We start from the raw sequence: 24,034 nt of genomic DNA, 5'->3' as shown, positions 1-24,034 counted from the left end.
CAACGAGGGTTCGAACGTTACCCGAAATGTTCGAGCTGGCCTGCGCGCGTTACGCGAGCCGGCCAGCGTTCAGTTCATTCAACCATACGATCGAATATCGGCACATTGCACGTTATGTGCATCACTTCTCGCGCTTTCTCATCGACGAATTCAGACTTGAACGGTCCGGTCGCGTGGCACTCCTCTTGCCGAACGGCTTGCCCTACGTTGTCGCTTTTTTTTGGCGTGCTCGACGCCGGGCTCGTCGTCGCGAACGTCAACCCCCTGGCGACACCCCGTGAGATTCAGATCCAGCTATCGACAGCAGCAGTTTCAGCGATCGTCGTACTGGAGAATTTCGCCTATAAGCTCGACGATGTTCTCGATGAAAATCAGGCGAAAGCAGTTGTATCCGTCGCGGCGGGCGACCTGCTTCCGTTTCCAAAACGGGCGGCAATCCACTTCGCGCAACGCTTTCTCCGTGATTCGATTCCCCCGGCAAAACATAAATACTGGACATTCAGTGGCGCGTTGTCGCGCCGCTACCCGAACGGACGGAACCGATCCTCTGCCCGCCTTGACGATGTTGCGTTGCTTTAGTTTACGGGAGGCACGACAGGCACGCCGAAGTGCGCGACGCTCACCCACCGCAACCTCAGCTCCAACGTTGCACAGATTCGTGCATGGCTGGGTGAAGCGTTTTGCTCCACGCCTAAGACCATACTCACCCCACTGCCGCTGTTTCACATATTTGCACTAACCGCCAGCCTGTTGACATTCGTTGAAATTGGCTGGCACAACGTGCTCGTAACCAACCCCCGCGATCTCGCTGGACTCGTAAGAACATTGCGCCGCACGCGACCCACTGCGCTGTTAGGCGTGAACACGCTTTTTCATGCCCTTCTCGATACACCACGTTTTGACACTATCGACTGGTCGCAGTTGCGCCTCGTTATTGGCGGCGGAGCTTCGATTCAGGCTTGCGTTGCAGCGCGATGGCAGAGCGCAACAGGGGTGTCGATCATCGAAGGGTACGGGCTGACTGAGGCATCGCCAGTCGTATGCGCGAATCCAATGGATGCAAGGGAGTTTTCCGGATCGGTGGGATTTCCACTGCCTTCAACCGAGGTCACCATCCGCGACGACGATGGCGCCGTGGCCGCTACGGGGAGCATCGGCGAAGTGTGGGTGCGGGGACCACAGGTCATGCGTGGCTACTGGATGAACCCTGCCGAGACAGCCAAGGTCATCTCGCCCGATGGCTGGCTTCGTACAGGGGACGTTGGTTACTTCACGCCGGCGCAGATGCTCGTACTCGTTGATCGCAAGAAGGACGTGATCATCGTGTCGGGTTTCAAGGTCTATCCCTCGGAAGTTGAAGCCGTGGTGCGCGCACTCCCCGGCGTCACCGCTGCAGCCGCGGTTGGCGTGCCGGATGAACGGACGGGACAGGCCGTGAAACTGTTCGTCGTCCCGTCTTCGACGGGCCTTAGTGTTGCGGCGGTGCTGGCACATTGCCGCGCGAGCCTGAGCGCCTACAAGGTTCCCAGGCTCGTTGAGTTCCGGGGCACCTTGCCTCTGGACCAGCTTGGCAAGGTACTCCGTCGCGTGCTGAACTGAAAGGACACGAGATGAGAATCGCAACGCGACGGCTGAATTGCACCGCAAAGCACAAGTCGACAATTGATGACAAGCCAGCATTGTCTTCGGCTTCGGTGCATCCGCTCGAACGCCGCCCCGAAATCGGCAATGTGATATGAACGACGACTCCACCGGCCGCTCATCGGCCGACGTCCAACGGTTGCTCGAAATAATCGAAGCCTTCGCGGCAGAGATGAGTCCCGGCGGACACAAGCCGCCGGCCGTCAGACTCGACACTCACTTCGAACAGGACCTCGGACTGGACAGTCTTGCTCGCGCAGAATTGCTCAACCGCATCGAGAAGACGCTCATCGTACGCTTTCCGCTCGGTCTGTACGGTCAGGCGGTTACGCCAGGTGATTTGCTACGCGCGATCGAAGGCGAAACATCCTCGCAGAACAGATCACTTATCGAGGCTGTCCCGCCGCCGGTCGTACCGGGTGGTGAGCTAGACCCGCCCACGGACGCCAGCACGCTCGTCGAGGCGCTACAGTGGCACGCAATGAGACGACCTGACCGGACTCACATCGTGTTTCTCGATGAACACGCCGCGTCACACAGGATGACGTACTCGGCACTGTACGAGGCTGCCCTGCGGGTATCGCGCGGGTTGCGGCAGCTTGGTGTCAATCCCGGAGATACCGTCGCCCTGATGCTGCCGACCGGCAGCGACTATTTCGCTTGCTTCGCCGGCATACTCCTCGTCGGTGCCATCGTCGTGCCCGTGTATCCGCCTGCGGGATCGGCACAAATCGACGATCACCTGGCGCGGCACGCGGCGATACTTTCCGACGCGCGCACTCGCCTCATGATCGCGCCCTCACACACGTTTGTAGGCGGCCTTCTCACCAAGGCGCGGATTCCGGCATTACTTGAGATCGTCGCTGCCCCGAACTGATGGGGGAGACGGATACCGAACGTTATGTCCCGCATGCAGAAGACGTCGCTCTGCTTCAGTACACCTCCGGGAGCACCGGTACGCCCAAAGGCGTCGTGCTCACGCACGCCAACCTGCTCGCAAATATCCGGGCGATGGGCCAGATTGCCCGGATCGAAGAACACGACATCTTCGCGAGTTGGCTTCCCCTATATCACGATATGGGTTTGATTGGAGCATGGTTTGGTCCGCTCTACTTTGGAATCCCGCTGTATCTGATGTCCCCACTGATATTTCTCGCACGCCCTGAGCGCTGGCTGCAGGCGATTAGCCATTACCACGCCACCGTTACGGCGGCACCCAACTTTGCTTACGAACGCTGCACACGCAGGATCGAGGAAACCGATCTTCAGGGTGTCGATCTTTCCTCGTTGCGCGTTGCATTCTGCGGCGCGGAACCCGTTAGTGCGTCGACCATGCGCGCATTTGCTGCACGCTTTGCCGGCCACGGGTTCAGGGACACCGCCCTGACTCCTGTCTACGGCCTCGCAGAAAACACGCTTGGACTGACGTTTTCTGAACCGGGCCGAGGGATACGGACGGACCGTATCAGTCGTGTACGATTCGCCGAGTCGCAGCATGCAGTGCCCGCGGAGTCTACTGATGACCTGCTCGAACTGGTCTCCTGCGGACGCGCGTTGCCCCGCAACCAGATCCGTATCATTGACGCTGACGGCAATGAGGTATCGGAAAGAGCGGTCGGCAGGATTGAATTCCGCAGCCCGTCATCGACGAGTGGATATTTTGAGAATCCCGGGTTGACTGCGCGACTGATTCACGATGGTTGGCTCGACACCGGCGATCTGGGATACATGGCCGATGAAGAGCTGTTTATCACAGGCCGAATGAAGGATCTGGTGATTCGGGCCGGGCGTCACTTTTTCCCGTATGAACTTGAAGCAGCCGTGGGTCGTCTGCCCGGCGTTCGAACCGGGTGCGTCGCCGTGTGCGGGACGCCCGACACTCAGACAGGTACCGATCGACTGCTGGTCATTGCAGAGACTCGCGCGACTGCACCGGCCACGCTCGCGGCGATCCGCGCTGGCATCAACGAAGCCTCTGTCGCCCTGCTGGGCGCTCCGCCCGAAGAGGTTGCTCTGGTGCCGCCCCACAGCATTCTGAAGACGTCCAGTGGCAAGATCCGCCACGCGGCCACCTTGGATCTATACCTGCGCAGTGATGGTAATCTCGTGCCACGCCCGGCGTGGCGCCAGTGGCTCGATATCGGCGCGACTACCCTACTGCCAATCGGCAGAAGACTACGAATAGCCAGCGTACGCATCGCTTATGGTGCATGGTGCTGGTTCAGCCTCGTTCTGATAGCGATACCCACATGCTTGATAACCGTATGGCATCCGGACACGAAACGAAATTGGCAGATTGCATCGCGAGCGGCACGGCTAGGCTTGAGGCTTTCGGGCATTCGCCTATCCGTACGTGGAGTGGAGCTCGAAGACATGGCCCTGCCTGCCATCTTGGTCGCCAATCACGCGAGTTATCTGGATGGGCTGATGCTCCTCGCTGCCATTCCCATTCCGCTAGGCGTCGTAGCCAAGCGTGAGCTGGCGAATGCACCGCTGATCGGCAGCTTCCTTCGTGCCATCGGTGTACGTTTCGTCGAGCGCGTTGACTATCGGCGCATGGCCGACGACGAGCGCGAACTGGTGAGGCACGCGATGTCTGGCTCCTCGCTGCTCTTTTTTCCTGAGGGAACGTTTGTCAAGTCTGCGGGTCTTCGGCAATTCCGGCTCGGCGCTTTCGTGACCGCGTGCGTTTCGCATCACCCTGTCGTTCCTATCGCGATCGCGGGCACGCGCATTGTGCTGCCGGACGGAAAGTGGCTGCCCACACGAGCCAGTGTCGCGGTGACCGTGGTTGCGGCCCTCGCACCGTCCGGAGAGGACATGAAAGCGGCGGCGGCCTTGCGCGATGCCGCACGCGATGCCATCGCCACATATTGTGGAGAAAGGGCTTTGAATGAGATTTCACCGCTGGGGATACCCGCTCCTCACGAGACCTCTTGATTGGCCGCTCCGAGACGCCCGTTGCATGGTGCTGATGGTTCTGATGTGATCGACGACGTCCGCTAAACGGCGAGCGATTCATGCCAAGTGGGGAGGTCGTGATGCCCACGGCAAAGGAGCGTTCATCATGAAGATAGCAACTGTCGGACTGCCAGCGAAAGGCACTCGGATTCGCTCTGCGCTTGATACAGATCAACAGTGGCACTGAACCGTGCCGCACATTAGTCTATGTGCGGCCGGCGTCCTCGGAGGTTTCACACCTTCGTGCGCCCCGTACGCTCCGCGTCCCCCAAGGAGTCCCAGCCGTGAACCCCCTTCCCCGAAAGGTCGTCATCGTCGGCGCCGGCATTGCTGGCCTGTGCGCCGCAGTCTACGCGCGCAAGTGCGGATACCCCGTCACCGTGCTTGAGCAGCATGAACGGCCAGGCGGACTTGCCACCAGCTGGAAACGTGGCGAATATATGTTCGAGGCTTGTCTGCACTGGTTGCTCGGCTCGAATCAGCACGACCCCATGCACGCGTTATGGCGCGAAGTGTTCGACATTGACCGCCTGAACTTCGTCTATCCCGAAGAATGGATACGCGTCGAAAGCGAAGACGGTGAGCGTCTGTCCATCTACTCGGATCTCGAACGGCTCGAAGCGGAGTTGTTGCGGCATGCACCGCAGGACGAAGTGCAGATCCGCCAGTTCCTTCACGCGGTCCGCAGCCTGAGCCACTGCCCGCTGCCATCGCTGGGCGGCACCTGGCCGCACCGGGTTGCGACCGGGTTGCAATTGCTGCGCCACGCACCTCTTCTGCAGAGCCTCTCACACATCACATCCGAAGCCTATGGCAAACGGTTCAGTGATCCGTTGCTGCGCGGCTTCCTCGGCGAAGGAGAAAACGCACAACTCGCCGTGCTCGCGCTTGTTTTCGCGCTCGCGTGGAACGCCAACCGGAATGCCGGTTACCCAATGGGCGGCTCGCAAGCTGTGACAGGTCCGATCGCACAGAACTTGCAGCAGATCGGCGGTGCGTTGCGCACAGGCGCGAGCGTAAAGGAGATACTTGTGGAAAACGACACAGCAGTGGGTGTGTTGCTCGACCGCGGCGAGCGCATCGACGCCGACTGGGTCATCTCGGCCGCTGACGGGCACACGACCATCTTCGATCTGCTCGACGGGCGGTATGTCGGACCACGCATGGACCACGCGTATCGCACCTACAAGCCGTTCCCCTCGTTTCTGCAGGTAAGCCTCGGCGTGGCACGCGATCTTTCGCAACAGTGCGGATACGTGATGCGGCTGCTTAACCTGCCGCTTATAGTGGACCCGCAAACGGCGGTACATCAGATTGCCTTCCGACTGTTTCACTACGATCCGACGTTCGCGCCCGTCGGCAAGACCGCTGTGACATGCACCTTGCCGACCCGCAACGTGGAATACTGGTCGTGGTTGAGCGAGCACGACCCCCAAGGATATGAAGCGGAAAAGCGGCGCGTGGCTGACAGCGTGATCGCGCTTTTCGATGCGTGGATACCCGGCGTGCGTGACGCGATAGAAGTGGTCGACGTGTCGACGCCCGCTACCGTTGTCCGTTGCACGCGCAACTGGCGAGGAAGCATGGAAGGCTGGTTGCTCACGCCTCAGACGGGTGTAAGACCGCTGCCGTCCACGCTGCCTGGCCTGCGGAGATTCCTGATGATCGGCCAGTGGGTTATGCCCGGTGGTGGCCTGCCATCCGGCCTGATCACGGCGCGGCGCGCGGTGCGCCGCATGTGTCGGCACGACGGCATCGCATTCGTGCCAGACGAACACGAGAAGACGACGAACGCAGCCGGCGATTTGCCGGCGTGACGTGACTCGCCAGCGAAACGGCCGTGAGGTCGAGGCTGCGTCTCTTCTTGAAGGGCCAGTGGTCGCCCCTACCTCTTTGCCTTTGTGATGGATGAGTCAATCCGTTCGCGCGCCGTGGTCACTCTTTCAGCGGCGCAGCGCTTCAGGGCGCCAGTCGCTTTGCGGACGCCCGATACGGCAATTGCGGACTCAAACAGAGCAACGAGCCGATGCGGCCGCGCCGTGCAACGGTGGGCTCAGAGTCCCCGCTAGCGGGACCGCACCAGCATGACCAGTTCACGCCGCTTATCCCATGTGGCATCGCGATGTCGGTGAAAACTACGTCGATGTCGGCGCGCTCCCGCATGATCTCTGCGGTTTCGGACGCACTACTGGCCTCCACGGTTTCGTATCCGATGCTGCGGAATAACTCTGTCGCCAGTCCGCGCACGTCTGGCTCGTCCTCGACGAGCATCACCGTCTCGAGGAGCGACATGCAGGAAAGGCTAGTAACGGCGGCGGCAGCAATCCGTCCAGGTCCTCCTGGAAAAAATCCCGCCGGCAGTCCGAGCATGAAGTCCCGAAAACCGTCAGGTGTCCGCCGTGACAATGCGCCGGCGCTCCCGGGGCGCCCACCACTGCCTCCACCGGCTGGCGGAAAAAACCAGGCAGGCGACGTTTCGATCCGGGCGCTGCGTTACGCCAGCCGCGTGAAACCGACGGCAATCGCCCACCTCGATGTCAGTTCCGAGAGAAGGTGAATCGGGCGGCCACTGCGCTGCTTTTCATTCACAAGCTCGCTCATCGATGCCGCGCCGGCACCTAGCATCACCCAGCAGGAAAACAACGCGGCGGGATGAAATGCAGATCCTCCTCTGGCAGCAGCACGGAATACAACGAGGCCCCGGCCCTTCCTCCTCCTGGATCTGCCGTCAAATGCGGCGAGGTCGCTCAACTCCGGGCTCCCAACGACAATCAAAATGCCGTTTCCAATCCCCTATTGATCTCATTGATCTGATTGATCTGCATCAAATGTGTCGGCAAACGGAGCGTTAGCCTATGTGGAACGGCTGGGATAGTGCGCACCGGGCGCGTACGGACTTAACATCACGACACGGACCGTACGGCAGGTCGAAGAGGAGATCGTGCCCGAGCCGACCTTGGCCTCGGTAATGAAGCACCTCATCTGGATTGGCCCGCCCGGATGCGTGTGCTCAGGCGAATTCAAACTGTTCTGCGCTCCCTCTGTGCTACGTAACGTCGATAGGATGCTGCTCGCGGTGCGCACCCCGGTGGCGACGCCGTTCACGCAGTGGCTCCGCAACACTTTTCCCGGCCGGCAGACGCCCACGGCGATCGGAACCGGTCCGATCCTCGTGCTGCCTCGCGAGGCAATCGCGAAAATCAATTCAAAAGGTGCGCCGTGTTGACGGACACGATGAACGAACTGACCGAGTGGCGTCTTGCGTGAAAGGAGAAAACGAAATGGGTTCCGCCACCCGTTCATATATGCATGACGACGCAATCGGAGGTTCCGCTCAAGCGCGGCTGCCGAGACTCATGCAGATTCTGCAGACGGTCGCGAGCGCCGGGTGGGCGCATTACGTCGAGCGCTTGGGGTTCGGTCGGGAAGCAATCGGGACGGCGACCACCGCTCCTGCAACCGGCGATCACGATGCCAGACGCTTTCGGGAAATGCTGGAACAGCTCGGGCCGGCGTTCATCAAGTTTGGACAACTTCTCAGCTTGCGGCGCGATCTGTTGCCCGAATCATGGATCGTCCAGCTGCAGGCGCTTCAGGACAATGTCGCTGCATTTCCTGGCGCACAAGCTCGCTCTATTATTGAGCGCGAACTGGCCACGCCCGTCTACGAACTGTTTTCCACATTTGATGAGAGCCCGCTTGCGGCCGCATCGATCGGGCAGGTCCACGCGGCCAACCTCAGCGACGGCACAAGCGTCGTCGTCAAGGTTCAGCGTCCGGGGATCGAACCCCTCATCCGTGCGGACGTCGCCATCATGCGCTTTTTGGCCCGCCGGCTTGAGCAGTTGATTCCCGAAAGCCGGCGGTTCGGCCCATCGGATCTGGTTGAAGAGTTTGCCCGGCTCATTGACGACGAACTGGACTATGAGACTGAAGGACGCCATGGGGACCGGCTGCGTGAGAACTTCAAGGACGACCCCGACGTTGTTGTGCCGCGTATCTACTGGGACCTAACCAGTCGCGTTATCCTGACCATGGAGCGAAACGTCGGCCACAAGCTTGCCGATCAGCCGTCACGCGACCGCCCGGAAAGAAGACGTCTTTCGGCAAAGCTCATGGAATCCTTCCTGAGACAGGTTTTCGAGCATGGTTTTTTTCATGGGGACCCACACCCGGGCAACATATTTGTCCGCTCAGATGGGCGGCTGTGCTTCCACGATTTTGGCATCATGGGCGAACTGTCTGCCCCCGATCAGGAAGGCCTCGCACAACTTATTCTGGCAATCAGCTCGGCAGACGTTGCATGGATGGTAGACGCCTACTTTGACATGGGCGTCGTCGCCGTGGATATTGACCGGGACGCCTTTACGCACGACGTTTCGGATGCATTGAAGGCTTACTATATGGCAGCAGGGAAAGGCTACTCTTTCGGGGAGATTGCGCGCCAGTTCGCACAACTCAGCCAGCGGCACCACATCCGGCTACCACGGCAGTTTCTGCTGGTTGCTAAGGCATTCATGCTTGTCGAGTCGCAGGCGCTTGCGGTCGATCCGGATTTCAACGCGGTGATTTGCCTGCGTGACTATGCACCTCGGCTACTCAGCCGCAGAATGCTGCATGGCCTGCTTCCCAGTCATGAGTTCGCCCGTGGCTTCCGCGCTCTACGTGCGCTGCAACGCGCCACCGTCAGTCTTCCCGATATCCTGAACCGAACGGTAGACATTCTGAGCAGCGGCAAGGCCACGATTCTTGTCGAACGCGACCAATTGCGAACCCTCGAGACGCACCTCGATCGCGCCAGCAACCGGCTGAGTCTGAGCCTTATCATAGCCAGCGTGGTGATCGGGTCGTCGATTGTCATGACATTTCATAGCGGTCCGCGCTATGCGGGCATTTCGCTGCTGGGGCTGGCAGGCTTTGTCATCGCGGCGGCAATGGGACTTGCATGGGCTGTTGCCATTTTGCGATCCGGACGATTCTGACCTGCACACTCTGACCGAGTGCATGAATGGCGCGTCAATGCTAGCGGCCACTTCCCGCTCACGTCGTCAGCCCGCCTCGATACCACCATACGAAGCGGCGTCTGTGCCCGTCGGGAAAACGTACGCAACGGGGAAGTTGAAGCCTGAAGGTGCCAAAACGCTTCAGGGCGAACCTCGTTGATGTATATCCCGATGAGTCACTATCCTTAACCCACTGCCCTGAAAATCCGCCACAAAAGTTGGCCTACACTCGCGAATCGCCGCTAAACCGGACTGTCAGCGCTATCAGATGTCGTAAAAGGAGGCTCGCTTGAACATGACATCAGCGACTTTTGTTATTTCACCGCCTGATTGCTACCGCCTCGGTGTGATAACGGTGCCAGTTCATGCCAGCGTCGAAGAATTCGCATGCGTAAGAACGCTTTATGCCGTAACGCATGAGGTACTGTCACCTGCAGAAGGGCTTGAGCAGGATCGATGTCAAGGAGCCCGCACACAGGGGCCGCGCGTTCAAGCAGGTTCCAGCCTATTCCGAGGGTTGAATTTGTCACCTGCTACATAATTGCGATTGACGCCGTTCTCATTCTCTCGGGCTTGCGTCGCTTGCTCGCGCGAATGTTCTACCTTGAAAATCGACAAGTGAACCCCAAGTATCCGACGATGCGTCTCATCCGATGCCAGCGCTTCACGACGCGTCAACGATTGCAAGCGATCCTTGCACCTACTCCTGGCGGCGATCCCGCGAGTGAAATGAAGACAGCAGTACGTGAGCCAAGAGCTCGAAAGCCGAAAGTCGGCCCGACCGACGCCCATTCGGCCAATCCGGAACACTTCGCTGAGATCGGCTCGCACCGTCGGGACGCAGACGAAGCACTTCCATCGAATGACGAAAACCACTGGGATAACGTGCAGGAGTTGTGCGAAGACGTCGCACAGACCTGTCACACGTCGGATGAGCCGGAAGCCGGTGTCGGCTGTCATTTCGGCCGAAGCGAAAATTCATGGAATGACGAATGCTCGATGTCAGCCGCGCGCCCCTGCCAGGGCGTAGTTGCCGCTGAACATTCGCTGTCAGTCTATTTGCGTCACATGCACCGCGTTCCGCTCCTTCGCGCCGCCGAAGAGACCGCACTCGCGCAGGAAATCGAAGCGGGGAGGCGCGATGCGCTGTCGGCGATCTGCTCCTCCGCAAGCGCGACAGAAGCCTTTCTCACGCTGATTGGTCGCTCGGACGCCAAACTTCTGACAGTCAGGAGCCAAATCGGCGAACAAAACCTGAATGCCCTCGCGGAACTGCACCGCACGCTTCGCAGCCAGTCTCCGCTCTCACCTTCATGCGATGACGCGCTGCGCATCCTGGAGCCGGATCAGCGCTGGTGGCCTGAGGTGGGCCGGCTGGCTAGTGCCGTCCTGGCAGTAATATCCGCCGCCCCGGGCGAGCAACACGCCTCCCATGAGCGCCATTCCCGGCTCGCTGAACAGACGCTCGTCGAGCATGCGTTGGCGTCCGCGTTACAGCGCATCCAGCGCGCCGCAGGGAAAATGACGGAAGCCAACATGAGGCTAGTCGTTTCCATTGCACTCAAACACAGTGGACACGGTGCCGAACTCGCCGATCTCGTTCAGGAAGGCACGATCGGACTGATGCGCGCGGTAGAAAAGTTCGACTATCATCGCAGGCTGCGTTTTTCGACTTACGCGACGTGGTGGATACGGCAATCCGTCTCTCGTGCGCTCGTTGAGCGTGGCAGATCGATTCGACTTCCGGTTCAGGTCCATATGGAGATGCGCCGGGTTCAGCGCTGTGCCGACCGGATCGCGCAGCGGCATGGCCGGCGCGCGACACACGACGAACTATCCGCAGACACCGGGCTAAGCGGCCTGCGGGTTACGAAGGCTCTGGATGTCCCATCGGAACCCCTCTCGCTCGACGTAGAGCTGAGCGGGACCGGGCTGTCACTGGTCGATCTGATCGAAGACGATGCCGGATCCACACCACGCGACTTTCTGTTCCGCAAGCGCAAAGATGCCGTCGTCGCCTCGATGCTGCGGCAGCTTCCCGTCGACCAGGCCGACGTATTGTCCAGACGCTTCGGACTGCAGGACGGCGAGATGTCGACGTATGACGAAATCGCGAGACAGACGGGCATGTCGAGAGAAAAAGTTCGACGCCTCGAGAAGCAAGCACTGGCAACGCTCCGCACATCCAGCCACGCGACATCGGCAAGGGACTATCTTGGAGAAACCGATTAAGGAACGCTTGCTGCAATGGTGGCCGCGGGAAAAAGCACAAACCGACCACGCAGGCTTTGAGTACGTCGACGTCGTTGTTGACACGGTCAGTCATACAGGCGCACCTACCGAAGATAGGCTTCGCTTGCGTATCTGCGCATCATCCTTTGGCTGTTGAACATCGACCCTATATAAGCGATAGCCTGCTTCATCATTCGCCGCCAGCGCAGCGAATCATCGTAATACAGGCGCAGTACCTCCCGATCCAGCTTGCGATAGAGTTCTGACGCATGTTGGCGGGGATCGTCTCCGGGCGCTCCGATCGACCATCCGGTCTCTCCTTCCATGCAGGCTTCTATCCACCACCCGTCAAGGACACTCAGATTGAGTACGCCATTGAGCGCGGCTTTCATACCGCTCGTGCCCGACGCCTCAAGTGGAGGCATCGGCGTATTTAGCCAGACGTCTGCGCCAGCTACGAGTGCTTTCGCCACTTGCATGCTGTATTCCGGCACGAACGCACAGGTCAGCTTTCCTCTCATTCTGCTAATTAAACCGTTAATTTCAGCAATTGCTTGCTTTCCGTCGTGATCCAGTGGATGCGCCTTGCCCGCGACGACTATCTGAAATGGATGCCGGCCAGCGATGTCGAGCAACGCTTCAACATCTGTAAAGAGAAGCAGGGGTCGCTTGTAGCCTGTCATTCGACGCGCGAATCCGACGACTGGCAACCGGGGATCAAGTACGACGCCAGTCGAATCCCGCACATACGAGATCAAGTCGCTTTTTGCGGATTGGTGGCAGGTGGCGATAGTTTCATCCGACAGGTTGACCGCGCGTAACAGCGCTTCGGGCTCATGTCGCCACTGCGGCACCGCGATATCGAAAAGTTTTGCGAACGACGGGTGCACCCAGGTCTGCGCATGAACGCCATTGGTAATCGAATGAATCTGATAACCGGGAAACATCCGCTGCGTCGTCTCGGCGTGGCGCCTCGCGACACCGTTGATATAGCCCGCGAGATTGAGAGCGAGGCGTGTCATGTTCAACGCATCTTCGCCGCTGAGGCTTTTCAGTGTAGGCAGGTCGATAAAACCCGGCACGCAGCGCTCGACGAGTGCATAGGGAAAGCAATCGTGGCCCGCCTCCACGGGCGTGTGGGTGGTGAACACGCAATGCTCGCGAACGGCATGGACGTCGTAGGCTGTATCGTCACATGACGGACTCGACGATTTCGTCTTCCAGTGGCGCAGCAACTCCAGCCCGAGAAGGGCCGCATGCCCTTCGTTCAAGTGATAGGTGTCGATCTCAAAGCCAAGCGCACGCAGCAAACGCACGCCCCCAATGCCGAGTACGATTTCCTGCTTGAGCCGGTATAGCGCATCTCCTCCATACAACCTATTCGTTAGTGACCGGTCATCGGCAGCGTTCTGGTCAAGATCGGTATCTAGCAGCAGAACAGGAATACTGTGCTGTTGAATGTTCGTGTGTATGTACAGCCAGGGCCGAATCCACACCGGCCTTCCATCGCACTCGACTGCGACCATGGCACCCAGTTTCGAACACCACCGTGATGCATCCCACGCATCCGGCGCTTCGTGCTGCCGCCCCTCCGTATCAATCATCTGACGGAAGTAGCCAAGATGGCTCACCAGCGCGACGAACACGACGGGAATCTCCAGATCAGCGCATGAGCGCACCGTATCGCCCGCCAATATGCCCAGACCGCCTGCGTAAGTGTGCATTTCGTCCCGCAGCGCCACTTCCATGGAGAAGTACGCGATATGCGTGCGTGGCAAGAATGGCTCAAGGAGTTCCATCAGCTTCGCGCTTTAGCGTCGCAGACGTGAGGCCTGCGCAGAGTGGGGAATCGATTTTTTCATTATTGAAGGCACGGACTGTATCGGCTTGATTTACGTCAACGGTCATGGAGCGACAGTCCCGCATCGCTCCTTCCATACGCACTTCCTTAGCATGAGCGGATTCGTACTCCAATGCGCCCGCGGCCAGAGACATAGGCAGTTGATCTCCGTCAAAGGTCTACCAACCGGACGTGACACGCTTGAATTTATCTTGTCGTGGCTATCAATGGAGATGACGACGAGCATGAAAACCGGCAAGGTAAAGTCGTTCAACGACGCACGACGGTGGCAAGGACGTTTCGTACACTTCTCTTCGATTCAAGCTGAAGGCTTCAAATCGTTTCAGGAAAATCAGCGAGTCTCTTTCAACGTGAAAGAGGGCGTCAAGGACATGCAGGCGACGGACGTCAGGCCTGTTTAAACTGCTTCACGCCATGAGACGATTTGAAGCCGTCAGGACAGGCGCACTCAGGATGTCAGACGGAGGTTGAGATGAACAGCCCCAGAATTCTCGTTGTTTTTTACAGTCGCACTGGAACGACCCGGAAGATTGCTTCGCTCTTGACGAGGATGCTCGATGCGCAAGCTGAGGAGATAGTCGCATGTGCCGACCGCTCGGGACCATTTGGATATGTGCGCTCGCTTGTCGAGGCTCTTGAACAGCGGCCCACGCAAATCGCCAGCTCCGCGTGCGATGTATCACGATTTGATCTTCTCGTTATTGGAACGCCTGTCTGGGCCAGTTCGATCTCCTCCCCAGTGCGATCGTACCTGATCGCTAACAGATCAGAATTCAAGAACGTTGCGTTCTTTTGCAGTTTCGCCCGACGCGGTAACCACAGGGCGCTAGAGCAGATGCGCGAGCTCACGGGAATCCCAGCCCTTGCCGAATGCAGCGTGACAGCGCGCGAAGCACTACATGGTGAGTCGAGTGAAATTCTGCGCGACTTTGTTGAAAGACTCCGACGCAATCTCAATGCTCATCAGATGAGGCGGCCTGAGCGGCCAACTACCTCAGCAGAGCATTCACTCCTGCAACGCATACGCGCGCATGCGAGCGAAGATAGGGGCGTAGAAAATAGGACGAGAGGTTGAAACGTCCCATGCCCACCGAAGCTACCCGCTCACCTCAGGAGGCCCCTATGCTTGTCAAGCAAATCATGCACCCGGCGATCTGCGTTGGTCCGCAAGACAGCCTCATCGCGGCTGCGCGCAAACTCAGGGACAAGAAAGTCGGCTGCTTGCCCGTGTGCGTTGGTGGACGGGCGCTCGGCATGCTGACGGACCGGGACATCGCTGTACGCGCGACAGCGCAGGGCCGCAACCTGAACGATACGACGGCGCGCGAAGTGATGACTGTAGGTGCTCTTTCCTGTTCGCCCGACGATACCCTCGAGCGCGCGGTGCACTTGATGCAACAGTTCCACGTACGCCGCCTGGTTGTGCTCAGCCGCGAGGGACAGGTAGTCGGCGTGATCTCCGCCAGCGACATCGGTGGCTTTCTGTCGCAGCCGCGACCTTTGGAAGTCGTCTTCTACAAGGAACTGCTCGACGATTCGGGGCATGCACATCGTAGCGAACTAATGCGCGTACCGATTGCAAGGGGCAGCCGGGAAGAAGCAGTGTCTGCGGCGATCCGGGAGTTCGAACAGAGTCGGCATGTGAGCCAATGGCGTATCGTTGCGGACGGCTACGAACTGGTTAGCGTCGTCGTCGACCCGTGACTGCCGTGCATGTGTGCGCGGGACGTCCGGCCCCTCTGGGCGTTCAGGATTGCCACGACGGCTTCAACTTCTCGGTTTTTAGCCGTCACGCAGAACGTGTGGAACTGCTACTTTTCGAGGAGCCGACCAGCGATTCTCCGCTGGCAGTCATCGACCTCAGTGCACCCGAGCACCGCACGGGTGACGTGTGGCACGCGCTCGTCAGCGGCCTTCGGTGGGGGCAGGCGTATTCCTATCGCGCGTCCGGGCGATGGGCGCCCGCCGACGGGAAGCGGTTCGACGGAAGTATTGAACTGCTTGATCCGCGCGCGCTGGCAGTCCGGATCGATCCGTGCCCGACGCCTGGCGGCCATCGTCATCGGTCACTGCTGGTGGATCGCAGCTTCGACTGGCAAGGCGCGACGCGGCCGCGTCGTGCCTGGTCCGAAACGCTGATCTATGAGACTCACGTACGCGGGCTGACGATAGACAGCGGGTCCGGCGTGGCCCATCGCGGTACGTTCCTCGGTATAGCGGAAAAGCTTCCCTATTTGCGGGGGCTCGGAGTCACAGCGATCGAACTGATGCCAGTTCAGGCCTTCGACGATCTGCATCCTACCGGAAGGAATCCGTCTGGTGGACACCCGCTTTTCAACTATTGGGGCTACAACCCGATTGCGCTGTTTGCACCGCATCCCCGCTACGCGTCAAAGCTCGCACCTGGCAGCGAACTTTGCGAGTTCAAGACGATGGTGCGCGAATTGCATCGGCACGGCATCGAAGTGATCCTCGATATCGTCTTCACGCATACGGCGGAAGGCGGAGAACGGGGCCCAACCTTCAGCTTGCGCGGACTCGACGATAGTATTTACTATCTGCACGGCGACGCAGCCTCCAATTACCTTGATTACTCAGGCTGCGGAAACACGTTGAATTGCAATCATCCCGTAGTGCGAGACTACATCCTGGACTGCCTTCGCTACTGGAGCGCGGACATGCAGGTCGACGGTTTCCGTTTCGATCTGGCGTCGATCCTCGGCCGCGACGAGCATGGCGGTTTGCTGTCGAATGCACCACTGCTTGAGCGCATCGCGGAAGACCCGGTACTGAGAGAAACAAAGCTTATAGCGGAAGCGTGGGATGCAGGAGGCGCTTATCAGGTTGGCTCGTTTGCGGGCTCGCGCTGGGCCGAATGGAATGGGTGCTTCCGCGATGACGTAAGGCGCTTTTGGCGCGGCGACCCAGGCATGGCAGGCGCCTTCGCGAAGCGCATTTGCGGCAGCCCGGATCTGTACAGCCGCAACGGAAAAACACCTATCAATAGCATCAACTTTGTCGCGAGCCATGATGGATTTACGCTGAATGACGTCGTGACCTACACCACCAAACGCAATCTGGCCAACGGGGAAAATAACCGCGATGGTCCGGATACCAACTACAGCGTAAACGATGGCATCGACGGTGATAGCGCCGCGCCTCAGATCGAACGCCTCAGGCTGCGGCAGATCAAGAATATGCTCGCGACACTCGCCATTTCGCGCGGTGTCCCGATGCTTCTTGGCGGCGATGAATTTCGGCGCACGCAGCAAGGCAATAACAACCCCTACTGCCAGGACAACGCGGTTTCATGGTACGACTGGAAGCTTGTTGAACGAAACGCGGAGCTTGTCCGGTTCACGCAGAATGTGTTCGAGTGGCGCATGCGAAGTCCTGCGCTAAGCGCCGATGCGTTCTATTCGTCAAAAGAGATTCAATGGTTCGCTCCATCAGGCGCGGAACCTGAATGGCAAGAACTGATGCACGCCTTCGGCTGTGTCATTCACTGTCCCCCATATAAGGCCGGCGAATCCCAAGCGGACGCCGGACGGACAGACGCGGGTGCGTTATGTCTGCTATTCAACGCGAGCGAAGCCGAGATTGCTTTCCGCCTTCCAGTCGTGGCGCCTTATGAATGGCATCTTGTCATGGATACGTCACTGCCCACGCCCATGGATATCCTCGACGCAGCCGAGTGGCCGCGCACGGATGCTACAAGTGGTTTCACGCTGAGTGCGCGTGCGCTCGCGATGCTCTGTTGCGGTGCGGTCGAGCCGTACTCACACGTCACTTTGTGACCCTGCCACGCCAGACGTCAACGGAGAAGAATGGACGGAAGAATATGCCATTGACTACCCGCCTGGCACACGACGAGCACAGCAAGGACCGCCACCCCGTGTGCGGGATTGCGGATACATGCTTCGACCTGCTCGCTTCTTCCCTGCCCGAACAGGCACCACAGACAAAAGTGCTCGCAGTTGTTGGTCAGCAGCCGATATTTGCATTCACCGAGACGCGATGTCGCGCGGCGCACAACTTCCAATCCGGTGTATTTAACGAAGCGATGGCATATGACCTGAAGACCAAAGCCACCTGCAAACTGCTCGATAGAGACGATTTCGACCGGGCCCCGGGCAAATCGCCGGGAGAAGCCGGCATAGTGAATGACCCTTCCGTCTCCAATATAAATGCCATGATGTACATAGCCCGGGCGCCGCGTGGTCAGGTGTGCACCGCGTGGCAGGTCTGACAGGCGTGCGCTGTTTGGTTCCTGCGCATGAAGGATGTGGTTCATGGCTTTCTCCTGTACACGCCGTGTACTCTTCGGCGTGTGCCGTACGCAGACCGCACAAAGCGTTCGGTGCACAGTGCTCGTTCTGCTTTGTGTCACGCTTTAAGTATCGATATCGGCGGGCGCTGCAACAATCAGCGGCGGTTGCACTTGTTGTCCGATGTTCGGCCGCGGTATCGGAACTGTCTGACACCAAGGGTGAAGTGCGCTGAGACGCTGAAAATCCTGGTGTTGTCTGAACCGTGGGGCATGGCTGCCGGGCCCGGGCGAGGGTCGCACGGCCAATTTCCTCATGGCAACACCGGGGGTGCCATTTCCTGTGCTTGATGTAAATCAAGTGTGCCCGTGCACGCCGGCCTACAGTGAAAGCGTGCTGCGATCCGGCCAATGTCGCACAGGCACTTCGTCGAGACACATCTATGAACGCATCGTCGATCATCCGCAAGACGGCTTCAGATTTGCGGGTGACGCCCAATTTTTGCGATTACGAAGGCGAGCGCCACCGTTTCTCGTGGGCGGCGGTGGAGGCTGAACTCACCACTGGGAAACCTGAGATCAACATCGGATGGCAGGCCGTCGACCGGCACCGCGCCCTCGCAAACAAATCTGCATTGCGCTTTCTCGCACGTGACGCTTCGCCCCGAACACTCACATACGGCCAGTTGGCCGCGCAGACCAACCGGTTCTGCAATGTGTTGCGCGCGCTTGGGATCGCGAAAGGCGATCGTGTCTTCATTCTTGCGGGGCGCATCCCGGAACTCTACATTGCGCTGCTGGGCGGCCTGAAGTTCGGTGCAGTCGTCTCCCCGCTTTTTTCCGCGTTTGGGCCCGAGCCGATCATCACGCGCGTCAATCTCGGTGGTGCAACGGTGCTGCTGACCACGGATGCGTTGTTTGAGCGAAAGATCGCTCCGTGGCGCGCTCGCATGCCGACCTTGAAACATGTGCTCCTCGTCGGGGAAGATGGCGGACCGACCGCCAGCCCCGGCACCCTCGATTTTTCCCGGCTCATGTGGGACGCGTCGGACTCGTTCGACCATCTCCCAACGGATCTCGAGGATCCCGCGCTGCTGCACTTCACCAGCGGCACCACAGGCACGCCCAAAGGGGCTGTCCATGTGCACGGTGCTGCCATCACGCATTGGGCGACGGGACGTTATGCACTCGATCTCCATCCCGACGATATCTACTGGTGCACAGCCGATCCCGGCTGGGTGACAGGTACGTCATACGGGATCATTGCGCCTCTGCTGCACGGCGTGACGTCTGTCGTCGATCGCGAAGAGTTCGACGCGGAACGCTGGTACGGCATTTTGCGCGACGAAGCTGTTTCGGTGTGGTACACGGCGCCGACTGCGATCCGGATGCTGATGCGCGCTGGCGCCGACGCGGCCGCAAAATATGCGTTCCCGCAATTGCGCTTCGTTGCCAGCGTCGGGGAACCGTTGAATCCTGAAGCAGTTCGCTGGGGAAAAGACGTGCTGGGTTTGCCGATTCACGATAACTGGTGGCAAACGGAAACAGGCGGGATCATGATCGCCAACACGCCGGCATTCGATATCAAGCCTGGTTCGATGGGCAGACCACTACCGGGCGTGGATGCCGCCATCATTCAACGCACCGGCGACGGCGGCATCAGTATCGTCGACGAGCCGGGCAAGCAAGGTGAACTGGCACTCAGGCGCGGGTGGCCCTCCATGTTTCGCGGTTACCTCAACGAGGACGCACGCTATCACAAGTGCTTCATTGGAGACTGGTATCTGACGGGGGATCTGGCTCAAAGGGATGCGGACGGCTACTACTGGTTCGTCGGCCGGACGGATGATGTCATCAAGTCCGCCGGGCATCTGATCGGGCCTTTCGAAGTGGAAAGCGCGCTCATGGAGCATCCCGCCGTAGCGGAAGCCGGCGTCATCGGCAAGCCCGACCCCGTGCTAGGCGAAACGGTGAAGGCCTTCGTCTCGCTCAACCGGGGTTTCGAACCGGATGAAGCGTTGTGCATGGAATTGCTCGCACATGCGAGGAAGCGGCTTGGCGCCGCCGTTGCGCCGAAGGAGATTGCTTTCGTGGCACAACTGCCGCACACGCGTAGCGGCAAGATCATGCGTCGACTTCTGAAAGCCCGTGAATTGGGTCTGGCTGAAGGCGACACGTCGACGCTGGAGGGCGCAGGATGACAATCGACCATCCCGCCCCCCTGCCGCCGTCGGGCCCTGTTCCATATGAGAAGGACTTCGCGCTCGGATTGCTGCGCGACATGCTGCGCGTGCGGCGGTTAGAGGAGAAATGCGCTGAACTCTATGGCGCCGGCAAGATTCGTGGCTTTCTGCATCTGTATATTGGTGAGGAGGCAACCGCAGTGGGCGCGCTTCATGCACTTACCTGCGAAGACAACATCGTCGCGACGTACCGTGAACATGCACATGCGTTGGTACGCGGCATGGACATGGGCGTGCTCATGGCGGAGATGTACGGCAAGTACGAAGGCTGCGCGCACGGACGCGGTGGCTCGATGCATTTGTTCGATCGGACGAGGCGGCTGTTCGGCGGAAATGCAATCGTCGGCGGCAGTCTGCCCCTCGCCGTGGGGCTGGCCCTTGCGCAAAAAATGCGGGGTGGCCAGGGAATCACCGCATGTTTTTTTGGCGACGGCGCAGTAGCCGAAGGGGCCTTTCATGAATCGATGAATCTCGCTGCACTATGGAAATTGCCAGTTCTGTTTTGCTGCGAAAACAACCTGTACGCAATGGGGACGGCAATCGAGCGAAGCCAGTCACAGACGGATCTGTGCGCCAAGGCCGCCGCGTATAACGTTCCAACACGCAGCGCGGATGGAATGGATGTCGTATCGGTACACAATGCCACGAGAGAGGCCGTTGCGTCTGTACGAACCGCACAGAATCCACTCTTTCTCGAATTCAGAACTTACCGGTTCCGCGCGCATTCTATGTACGACGCCGAGCTGTACCGCGAGAAGGCTGAAGTTGAGCAATGGAAGACGCGCGGTCCGATCCACACCTTCACCGCCCGCCTGAAGGACGAGGGCAAGCTGTCTGAGGACGAGTTCCTTATGCTTGACTCAGCGGCTCTGGCGGAAGTCGAGCATGCCGCAGCGTTCGCGGAGGCCGGCACCTGGGAGCGTGTCGAAGATCTCCTGACCGACCTCTACACAGCAACGGGGCAAACGCCATGACTCGCCATCTTACGTTCCGGGAGGCCCTGCGCGAGTCGCTGCGCGAGGCGCTCGCGAACGACCGTCGCGTATTCCTGATGGGTGAAGACGTGGGTAAGTATGGAGGAACCTACGCTGTATCGGCCGGGCTTCTCGATGAGTTCGGGCCCGAGCGTATCCGGGATACACCGCTGTCGGAGCTTGGCTTCACTGGAGCAGGCATCGGGGCCGCATTAGGCGGCATGCGCCCGATTGTCGAGGTTATGACCGTGAATTTCAGCCTGCTTGCGCTAGACCAGATCGTTAATACGGCAGCACTCTATCACCACATGTCGGGTGGACAATTCTCGGTGCCGCTCGTGGTGCGTATGGCGACAGGCGCAGGTCGCCAGGTGGCGGCGCAGCATTCGCACAGCTTCGAAGGCTGGTACGCGGGCATTCCCGGGATCAAGGTGATCGCTCCCGCGACCATCGAGGATGCTCGTCATATGTTGCAAGCGGCGCTCGCCGATCCGGACCCGGTGCTGATGTTCGAACATGCGGGGCTGTACAACGTGGAGGGGGACATGCCCGACATCGAGCGTGTCGACATCAACAGCGCAAAGGTACGGCGCGAAGGGAAGGATGTGGCGATCCTTGCCTATGGCGGTTCATTGCGCAAGGCAATGGATGCTGCGCAGGCGTTGGCCAAGGACGGCATCGTTGCAGAAGTGGTTGACCTGCGCGTGTTAAGGCCGCTTGACGATGAAACGATTATGCGGTCAGTGTCAAAGTGCAGGCGAGTGATCATTGTCGACGAATGCTGGCGAAGCGCAAGCATCGCGAGCGAGATCATGGCTCGGCTGGTCGAACAGGTCTTTTACGAGCTGGACGCACCGCCGTGCCGCGTATGCTCCGAAGATGTGCCTATTCCCTATTCGCGCCATATGGAAGAAGCGGCGTTACCCCGCGTCGACAGGATAATCTCTGCGGTGAAACAATTGTTTGCGTGATTGCCACGTAATGCAGGCAGGAGGACGCATGATCGAGTTCACGTTGCCTTCGATGGGGGCCGACATGGACGAGGGTACGCTCCTCGAATGGAAAATAAAACCAGGTGACGTGGTCACAAAAGGTCAGATAGTGGCCATTGTCGACACGAGCAAAGCGGCCGTCGATGTCGAAAGCTGGTATGAGGGAACGGTATACGAACTGATCACGAAGCCCGGGGAGAAAATACCGGTGGGCACGCCTATGGCGATTTTTCTCGAGCGCGGTGAATCCGCGTCAGAGGTCAACAAGCGGCCGCGCGCGATACCGCCGACACCCGCCCCGCTGCCTGTCGATGCAGCTCCGCAGCGCCACAAGGTCTCGCCTGCGGCTCGAAAGCATGCTCAGGAACATCATGTCGATCTCGACAAGGTCATAGGTAGCGGGCCGGACGGTTCGGTGACCTATGACGACGTCGAACAGGCCATTCGCAGCGCCGCGGGCATCCCGCCTGCGCCAGCCGGCGACAGGCTTGCAGCGATGAGAACGGTGATCGCGGGTGCTATGGAGCGCTCGAAACGGGAAATACCTCACTACTACGTCAGCGAAACGATCCCGCTAGAAACAGCGCTAAGATGGCTTCAGGCCGAAAACGCCAAACGCTCGATCGAGGACCGAGTGTTGCTGGCAGTGCTATTGCTGAAGGCGGTGGCTGTGACACTGAAACGCTTTCCCGAGCTAAACGGTTTCTATCGCGCTGGCGCCTTCGTTGCTGCCGGGCAGACTCACGTCGGGGTGGCAATCTCCCTGCGCCACGGCGGTCTCGTCGCACCGGCCCTGCTCGACACCCAGACCAAAACGCTGCTGCGACTCATGCGGGAGCTGGCCGATCTCACGAAACGTTGCCGCGCCGGTTCGCTACGCAGTTCGGAGTTGTCGGAAGCCACCATTACTGTTACGAACCTCGGCGATCAGGGAGCCGCCGAAGTATTCGGCGTCATCTATCCACCGCAGGTTGCGCTGGTCGGATTCGGCCGCGTCATCGAACGTCCGTGGGTGTACAACGGGGAAGTCAAGATAGTCCGCACGCTGACCGCCACGCTGTCAGCAGATCATCGCGTGTCTGACGGTCATCGTGGCGCGCTATTTCTTCTTGAACTGAGCGACGCGCTGCAACATCCTGAGGAACTTGATCAATGAACCATCCCGACATTCGTGCCATTGTGCTGAGCACACTGCAGACGATCGCGCCCGAGGTCGACACCACAACCTTGCGCGACGATCGCCCGCTACGCAAACAGGTCGATCTTGATTCGATGGATTGGCTCAATTTTCTGACAGGCCTTCACGAGAGGCTTCGTGTGGAAATACCTGAAGCCGATTATGGTCGCCTCGTTACGCTGGCCGACGTCGTTGCGTATCTGGAAGTCGCGAGCAACGACCGGTAGCTTCCCGATTGCATTGGCGTCACGCGTGCAAAGACGTCTGCAGCACGCTCCCAGATGCCTCGCGATTCTGCTCGTTGCGCAGGATGCTGGTCAGCATGATCCATTCGCGCCCGAGTGCTGTGATCACATCGTCGAGAGACAATATCCCCATGATGTCGATACCGTTGCTGACCACCGCCAGGCGGCGCACGCCATGGCTTGCCATCGCCTGCATTGCCTCAGTGAGGTCGGCGTTCACATCGATAGAGAGAATGTGTGAGCTCATCACCTCGCGTACTCGCACAGTGATTGGCGACGTTCCGGTGCAAACCGACTGCAGTACGATGTCCCGATCGGTCAGAACGCCGAGTATGTGGCCTGAGCCGCCCCCTTCCGATACGACCAGTGCACCGACATGCTGGTCTCGCATCTGCACGGCCGCCTCCTGCAGACTGCAGGTCGCCGGAATATGGACCA

At 59.4% G+C, this 24,034-nt stretch carries 20 protein-coding genes and 1 pseudogene; 17 read left to right on the top strand and 4 right to left on the bottom strand.

The annotated features are described in order from the left end of the window. The first annotated feature begins 156 nt into the window (after nucleotides 1–156). The 6 genes and pseudogenes from H3V53_RS31325 to H3V53_RS31300 all read left to right on the top strand — a co-directional run bounded on the left by H3V53_RS31325 (nucleotide 157) and on the right by H3V53_RS31300 (nucleotide 6,419). Nucleotides 157–579, top strand: coding sequence for a hypothetical protein (locus tag H3V53_RS31325; protein WP_336601149.1), 423 nt, complete (start codon nucleotides 157–159; stop codon nucleotides 577–579). 60 nt (nucleotides 580–639) lie between these two features. After that, a pseudogene (locus tag H3V53_RS31320) lies at nucleotides 640–1,140 on the top strand (AMP-binding protein); the annotation flags it as partial. Nucleotides 1,141–1,185: 45 nt separating this feature from the next. Continuing rightward, nucleotides 1,186–1,599 carry an AMP-binding enzyme gene (locus H3V53_RS31315; protein ID WP_336601160.1) on the top strand — a complete coding sequence of 138 codons (414 nt, stop codon included), beginning with the start codon at nucleotides 1,186–1,188 and terminating at the stop codon, nucleotides 1,597–1,599. Nucleotides 1,600–1,735: 136 nt separating this feature from the next. Beyond that, the gene (locus H3V53_RS31310) at nucleotides 1,736–2,518 is read left to right on the top strand and encodes an AMP-binding protein (protein ID WP_336601148.1); all 783 of its coding nucleotides are present in this window, start codon (nucleotides 1,736–1,738) and stop codon (nucleotides 2,516–2,518) included. Further along, nucleotides 2,518–4,581 carry an AMP-binding protein gene (locus tag H3V53_RS31305; protein ID WP_336601147.1) on the top strand — a complete coding sequence of 688 codons (2,064 nt, stop codon included), beginning with the start codon at nucleotides 2,518–2,520 and terminating at the stop codon, nucleotides 4,579–4,581. The genes H3V53_RS31310 and H3V53_RS31305 overlap by 1 nt, the downstream gene beginning before the upstream one ends. A 305-nt stretch (nucleotides 4,582–4,886) precedes the next feature. Next, nucleotides 4,887–6,419 carry an FAD-dependent oxidoreductase gene (locus tag H3V53_RS31300; RefSeq protein WP_054923311.1) on the top strand — a complete coding sequence of 511 codons (1,533 nt, stop codon included), beginning with the start codon at nucleotides 4,887–4,889 and terminating at the stop codon, nucleotides 6,417–6,419. A gap of 142 nt (nucleotides 6,420–6,561) precedes the next feature. On the opposite strand, the gene H3V53_RS31295 is transcribed toward H3V53_RS31300, so the two are convergent. Further along, nucleotides 6,562–6,873 (bottom strand): response regulator, encoded by a 312-nt coding sequence (locus H3V53_RS31295; RefSeq protein WP_336601146.1) that lies wholly within the window; start codon nucleotides 6,871–6,873, stop codon nucleotides 6,562–6,564. A 670-nt stretch (nucleotides 6,874–7,543) separates the two neighbouring features. On the opposite strand from H3V53_RS31295, the gene H3V53_RS31290 reads away from it, so the two are divergent. From H3V53_RS31290 to H3V53_RS31280, 3 genes are all read left to right on the top strand, one after another. Beyond that, entirely contained in the window at nucleotides 7,544–7,828 is a 285-nt protein-coding gene (locus H3V53_RS31290) for a hypothetical protein (protein WP_336601145.1), read from the top strand. Between the two features lie 55 nt (nucleotides 7,829–7,883). Further along, on the top strand, nucleotides 7,884–9,584 hold the full coding sequence (locus H3V53_RS31285; RefSeq protein WP_336601144.1) for an ABC1 kinase family protein: 1,701 nt from the start codon (nucleotides 7,884–7,886) through the stop codon (nucleotides 9,582–9,584). Between the two features lie 615 nt (nucleotides 9,585–10,199). Then, complete coding sequence (locus H3V53_RS31280) at nucleotides 10,200–11,837, top strand: RNA polymerase sigma factor RpoD/SigA (RefSeq protein ID WP_336601143.1); 1,638 nt, start codon at nucleotides 10,200–10,202, stop codon at nucleotides 11,835–11,837. A 104-nt stretch (nucleotides 11,838–11,941) separates the two neighbouring features. On the opposite strand, the gene glgP is transcribed toward H3V53_RS31280, so the two are convergent. Continuing rightward, complete coding sequence (gene glgP / locus H3V53_RS31275) at nucleotides 11,942–13,636, bottom strand: alpha-glucan family phosphorylase (protein WP_336601142.1); 1,695 nt, start codon at nucleotides 13,634–13,636, stop codon at nucleotides 11,942–11,944. Nucleotides 13,637–13,922: 286 nt separating this feature from the next. Between glgP and H3V53_RS31270 the strand changes: the two genes are divergently transcribed. The 3 genes from H3V53_RS31270 to H3V53_RS31260 all read left to right on the top strand — a co-directional run bounded on the left by H3V53_RS31270 (nucleotide 13,923) and on the right by H3V53_RS31260 (nucleotide 17,495). After that, on the top strand, nucleotides 13,923–14,099 hold the full coding sequence (locus tag H3V53_RS31270) for a cold-shock protein (protein WP_336601141.1): 177 nt from the start codon (nucleotides 13,923–13,925) through the stop codon (nucleotides 14,097–14,099). Between the two features lie 721 nt (nucleotides 14,100–14,820). Further along, complete coding sequence (locus tag H3V53_RS31265; RefSeq protein ID WP_054923318.1) at nucleotides 14,821–15,402, top strand: CBS domain-containing protein; 582 nt, start codon at nucleotides 14,821–14,823, stop codon at nucleotides 15,400–15,402. After that, nucleotides 15,399–17,495: an alpha-amylase family glycosyl hydrolase gene (locus H3V53_RS31260; protein ID WP_063787675.1), complete on the top strand. Its 2,097-nt coding sequence runs from the start codon at nucleotides 15,399–15,401 to the stop codon at nucleotides 17,493–17,495. Before H3V53_RS31265 ends, H3V53_RS31260 begins: the two co-directional genes overlap by 4 nt. Before the next feature lie 17 nt (nucleotides 17,496–17,512). On the opposite strand, the gene H3V53_RS31255 is transcribed toward H3V53_RS31260, so the two are convergent. Beyond that, nucleotides 17,513–17,992 (bottom strand): lecithin retinol acyltransferase family protein, encoded by a 480-nt coding sequence (locus tag H3V53_RS31255; RefSeq protein ID WP_082426944.1) that lies wholly within the window; start codon nucleotides 17,990–17,992, stop codon nucleotides 17,513–17,515. A 416-nt stretch (nucleotides 17,993–18,408) separates the two neighbouring features. On the opposite strand from H3V53_RS31255, the gene acsA reads away from it, so the two are divergent. The 5 genes from acsA to H3V53_RS31230 are packed head-to-tail and all read left to right on the top strand — an operon-like array spanning nucleotide 18,409 to nucleotide 23,578. After that, complete coding sequence (acsA, locus tag H3V53_RS31250; protein ID WP_054923321.1) at nucleotides 18,409–20,166, top strand: acetate--CoA ligase; 1,758 nt, start codon at nucleotides 18,409–18,411, stop codon at nucleotides 20,164–20,166. Beyond that, entirely contained in the window at nucleotides 20,163–21,182 is a 1,020-nt protein-coding gene (gene pdhA / locus H3V53_RS31245; RefSeq protein ID WP_336601140.1) for a pyruvate dehydrogenase (acetyl-transferring) E1 component subunit alpha, read from the top strand. The genes acsA and pdhA overlap by 4 nt, the downstream gene beginning before the upstream one ends. Further along, nucleotides 21,179–22,153 (top strand): alpha-ketoacid dehydrogenase subunit beta, encoded by a 975-nt coding sequence (locus H3V53_RS31240; protein WP_336601139.1) that lies wholly within the window; start codon nucleotides 21,179–21,181, stop codon nucleotides 22,151–22,153. The genes pdhA and H3V53_RS31240 overlap by 4 nt, the downstream gene beginning before the upstream one ends. Nucleotides 22,154–22,181: 28 nt before the next feature. Further along, nucleotides 22,182–23,330, top strand: coding sequence for a 2-oxo acid dehydrogenase subunit E2 (locus H3V53_RS31235; protein ID WP_054923324.1), 1,149 nt, complete (start codon nucleotides 22,182–22,184; stop codon nucleotides 23,328–23,330). Next, complete coding sequence (locus H3V53_RS31230) at nucleotides 23,327–23,578, top strand: phosphopantetheine-binding protein (RefSeq protein WP_054923325.1); 252 nt, start codon at nucleotides 23,327–23,329, stop codon at nucleotides 23,576–23,578. The genes H3V53_RS31235 and H3V53_RS31230 overlap by 4 nt, the downstream gene beginning before the upstream one ends. Before the next feature lie 19 nt (nucleotides 23,579–23,597). Here the strand turns inward: H3V53_RS31230 and H3V53_RS31225 are convergent. Continuing rightward, the coding region (locus H3V53_RS31225) for a CBS domain-containing protein (protein WP_336601138.1) at nucleotides 23,598–24,034 on the bottom strand (437 nt) is incomplete at its 5' end.

Origin of the sequence: Paraburkholderia bengalensis (assembly GCF_037126505.1) — a bacterium.
GTDB lineage: Bacteria > Pseudomonadota > Gammaproteobacteria > Burkholderiales > Burkholderiaceae > Paraburkholderia > Paraburkholderia bengalensis.
This window is presented reverse-complemented; position numbering and strand designations above follow the sequence as displayed.

Excerpts from the sequence above, each read along its gene's own strand:
- acsA (WP_054923321.1), top strand. The coding sequence starts at position 18,409 with ATGAACGCATCGTCGATCATCCGCAAGACGGCTTCAGATTTGCGGGTG.
- H3V53_RS31235 (WP_054923324.1), top strand. The coding sequence starts at position 22,182 with ATGATCGAGTTCACGTTGCCTTCGATGGGGGCCGACATGGACGAGGGT.
- H3V53_RS31305 (WP_336601147.1), top strand. The coding sequence starts at position 2,518 with ATGGGGGAGACGGATACCGAACGTTATGTCCCGCATGCAGAAGACGTC.
- H3V53_RS31270 (WP_336601141.1), top strand. The coding sequence starts at position 13,923 with ATGAAAACCGGCAAGGTAAAGTCGTTCAACGACGCACGACGGTGGCAA.
- H3V53_RS31240 (WP_336601139.1), top strand. The coding sequence starts at position 21,179 with ATGACTCGCCATCTTACGTTCCGGGAGGCCCTGCGCGAGTCGCTGCGC.
- H3V53_RS31315 (WP_336601160.1), top strand. The coding sequence starts at position 1,186 with ATGCGTGGCTACTGGATGAACCCTGCCGAGACAGCCAAGGTCATCTCG.
- H3V53_RS31295 (WP_336601146.1), bottom strand. The coding sequence starts at position 6,873 with ATGCTCGTCGAGGACGAGCCAGACGTGCGCGGACTGGCGACAGAGTTA.
- pdhA (WP_336601140.1), top strand. The coding sequence starts at position 20,163 with ATGACAATCGACCATCCCGCCCCCCTGCCGCCGTCGGGCCCTGTTCCA.
- H3V53_RS31230 (WP_054923325.1), top strand. The coding sequence starts at position 23,327 with ATGAACCATCCCGACATTCGTGCCATTGTGCTGAGCACACTGCAGACG.
- H3V53_RS31255 (WP_082426944.1), bottom strand. The coding sequence starts at position 17,992 with ATGAACCACATCCTTCATGCGCAGGAACCAAACAGCGCACGCCTGTCA.
- H3V53_RS31280 (WP_336601143.1), top strand. The coding sequence starts at position 10,200 with ATGTTCTACCTTGAAAATCGACAAGTGAACCCCAAGTATCCGACGATG.
- H3V53_RS31310 (WP_336601148.1), top strand. The coding sequence starts at position 1,736 with ATGAACGACGACTCCACCGGCCGCTCATCGGCCGACGTCCAACGGTTG.
- H3V53_RS31265 (WP_054923318.1), top strand. The coding sequence starts at position 14,821 with ATGCTTGTCAAGCAAATCATGCACCCGGCGATCTGCGTTGGTCCGCAA.
- H3V53_RS31285 (WP_336601144.1), top strand. The coding sequence starts at position 7,884 with ATGGGTTCCGCCACCCGTTCATATATGCATGACGACGCAATCGGAGGT.
- glgP (WP_336601142.1), bottom strand. The coding sequence starts at position 13,636 with ATGGAACTCCTTGAGCCATTCTTGCCACGCACGCATATCGCGTACTTC.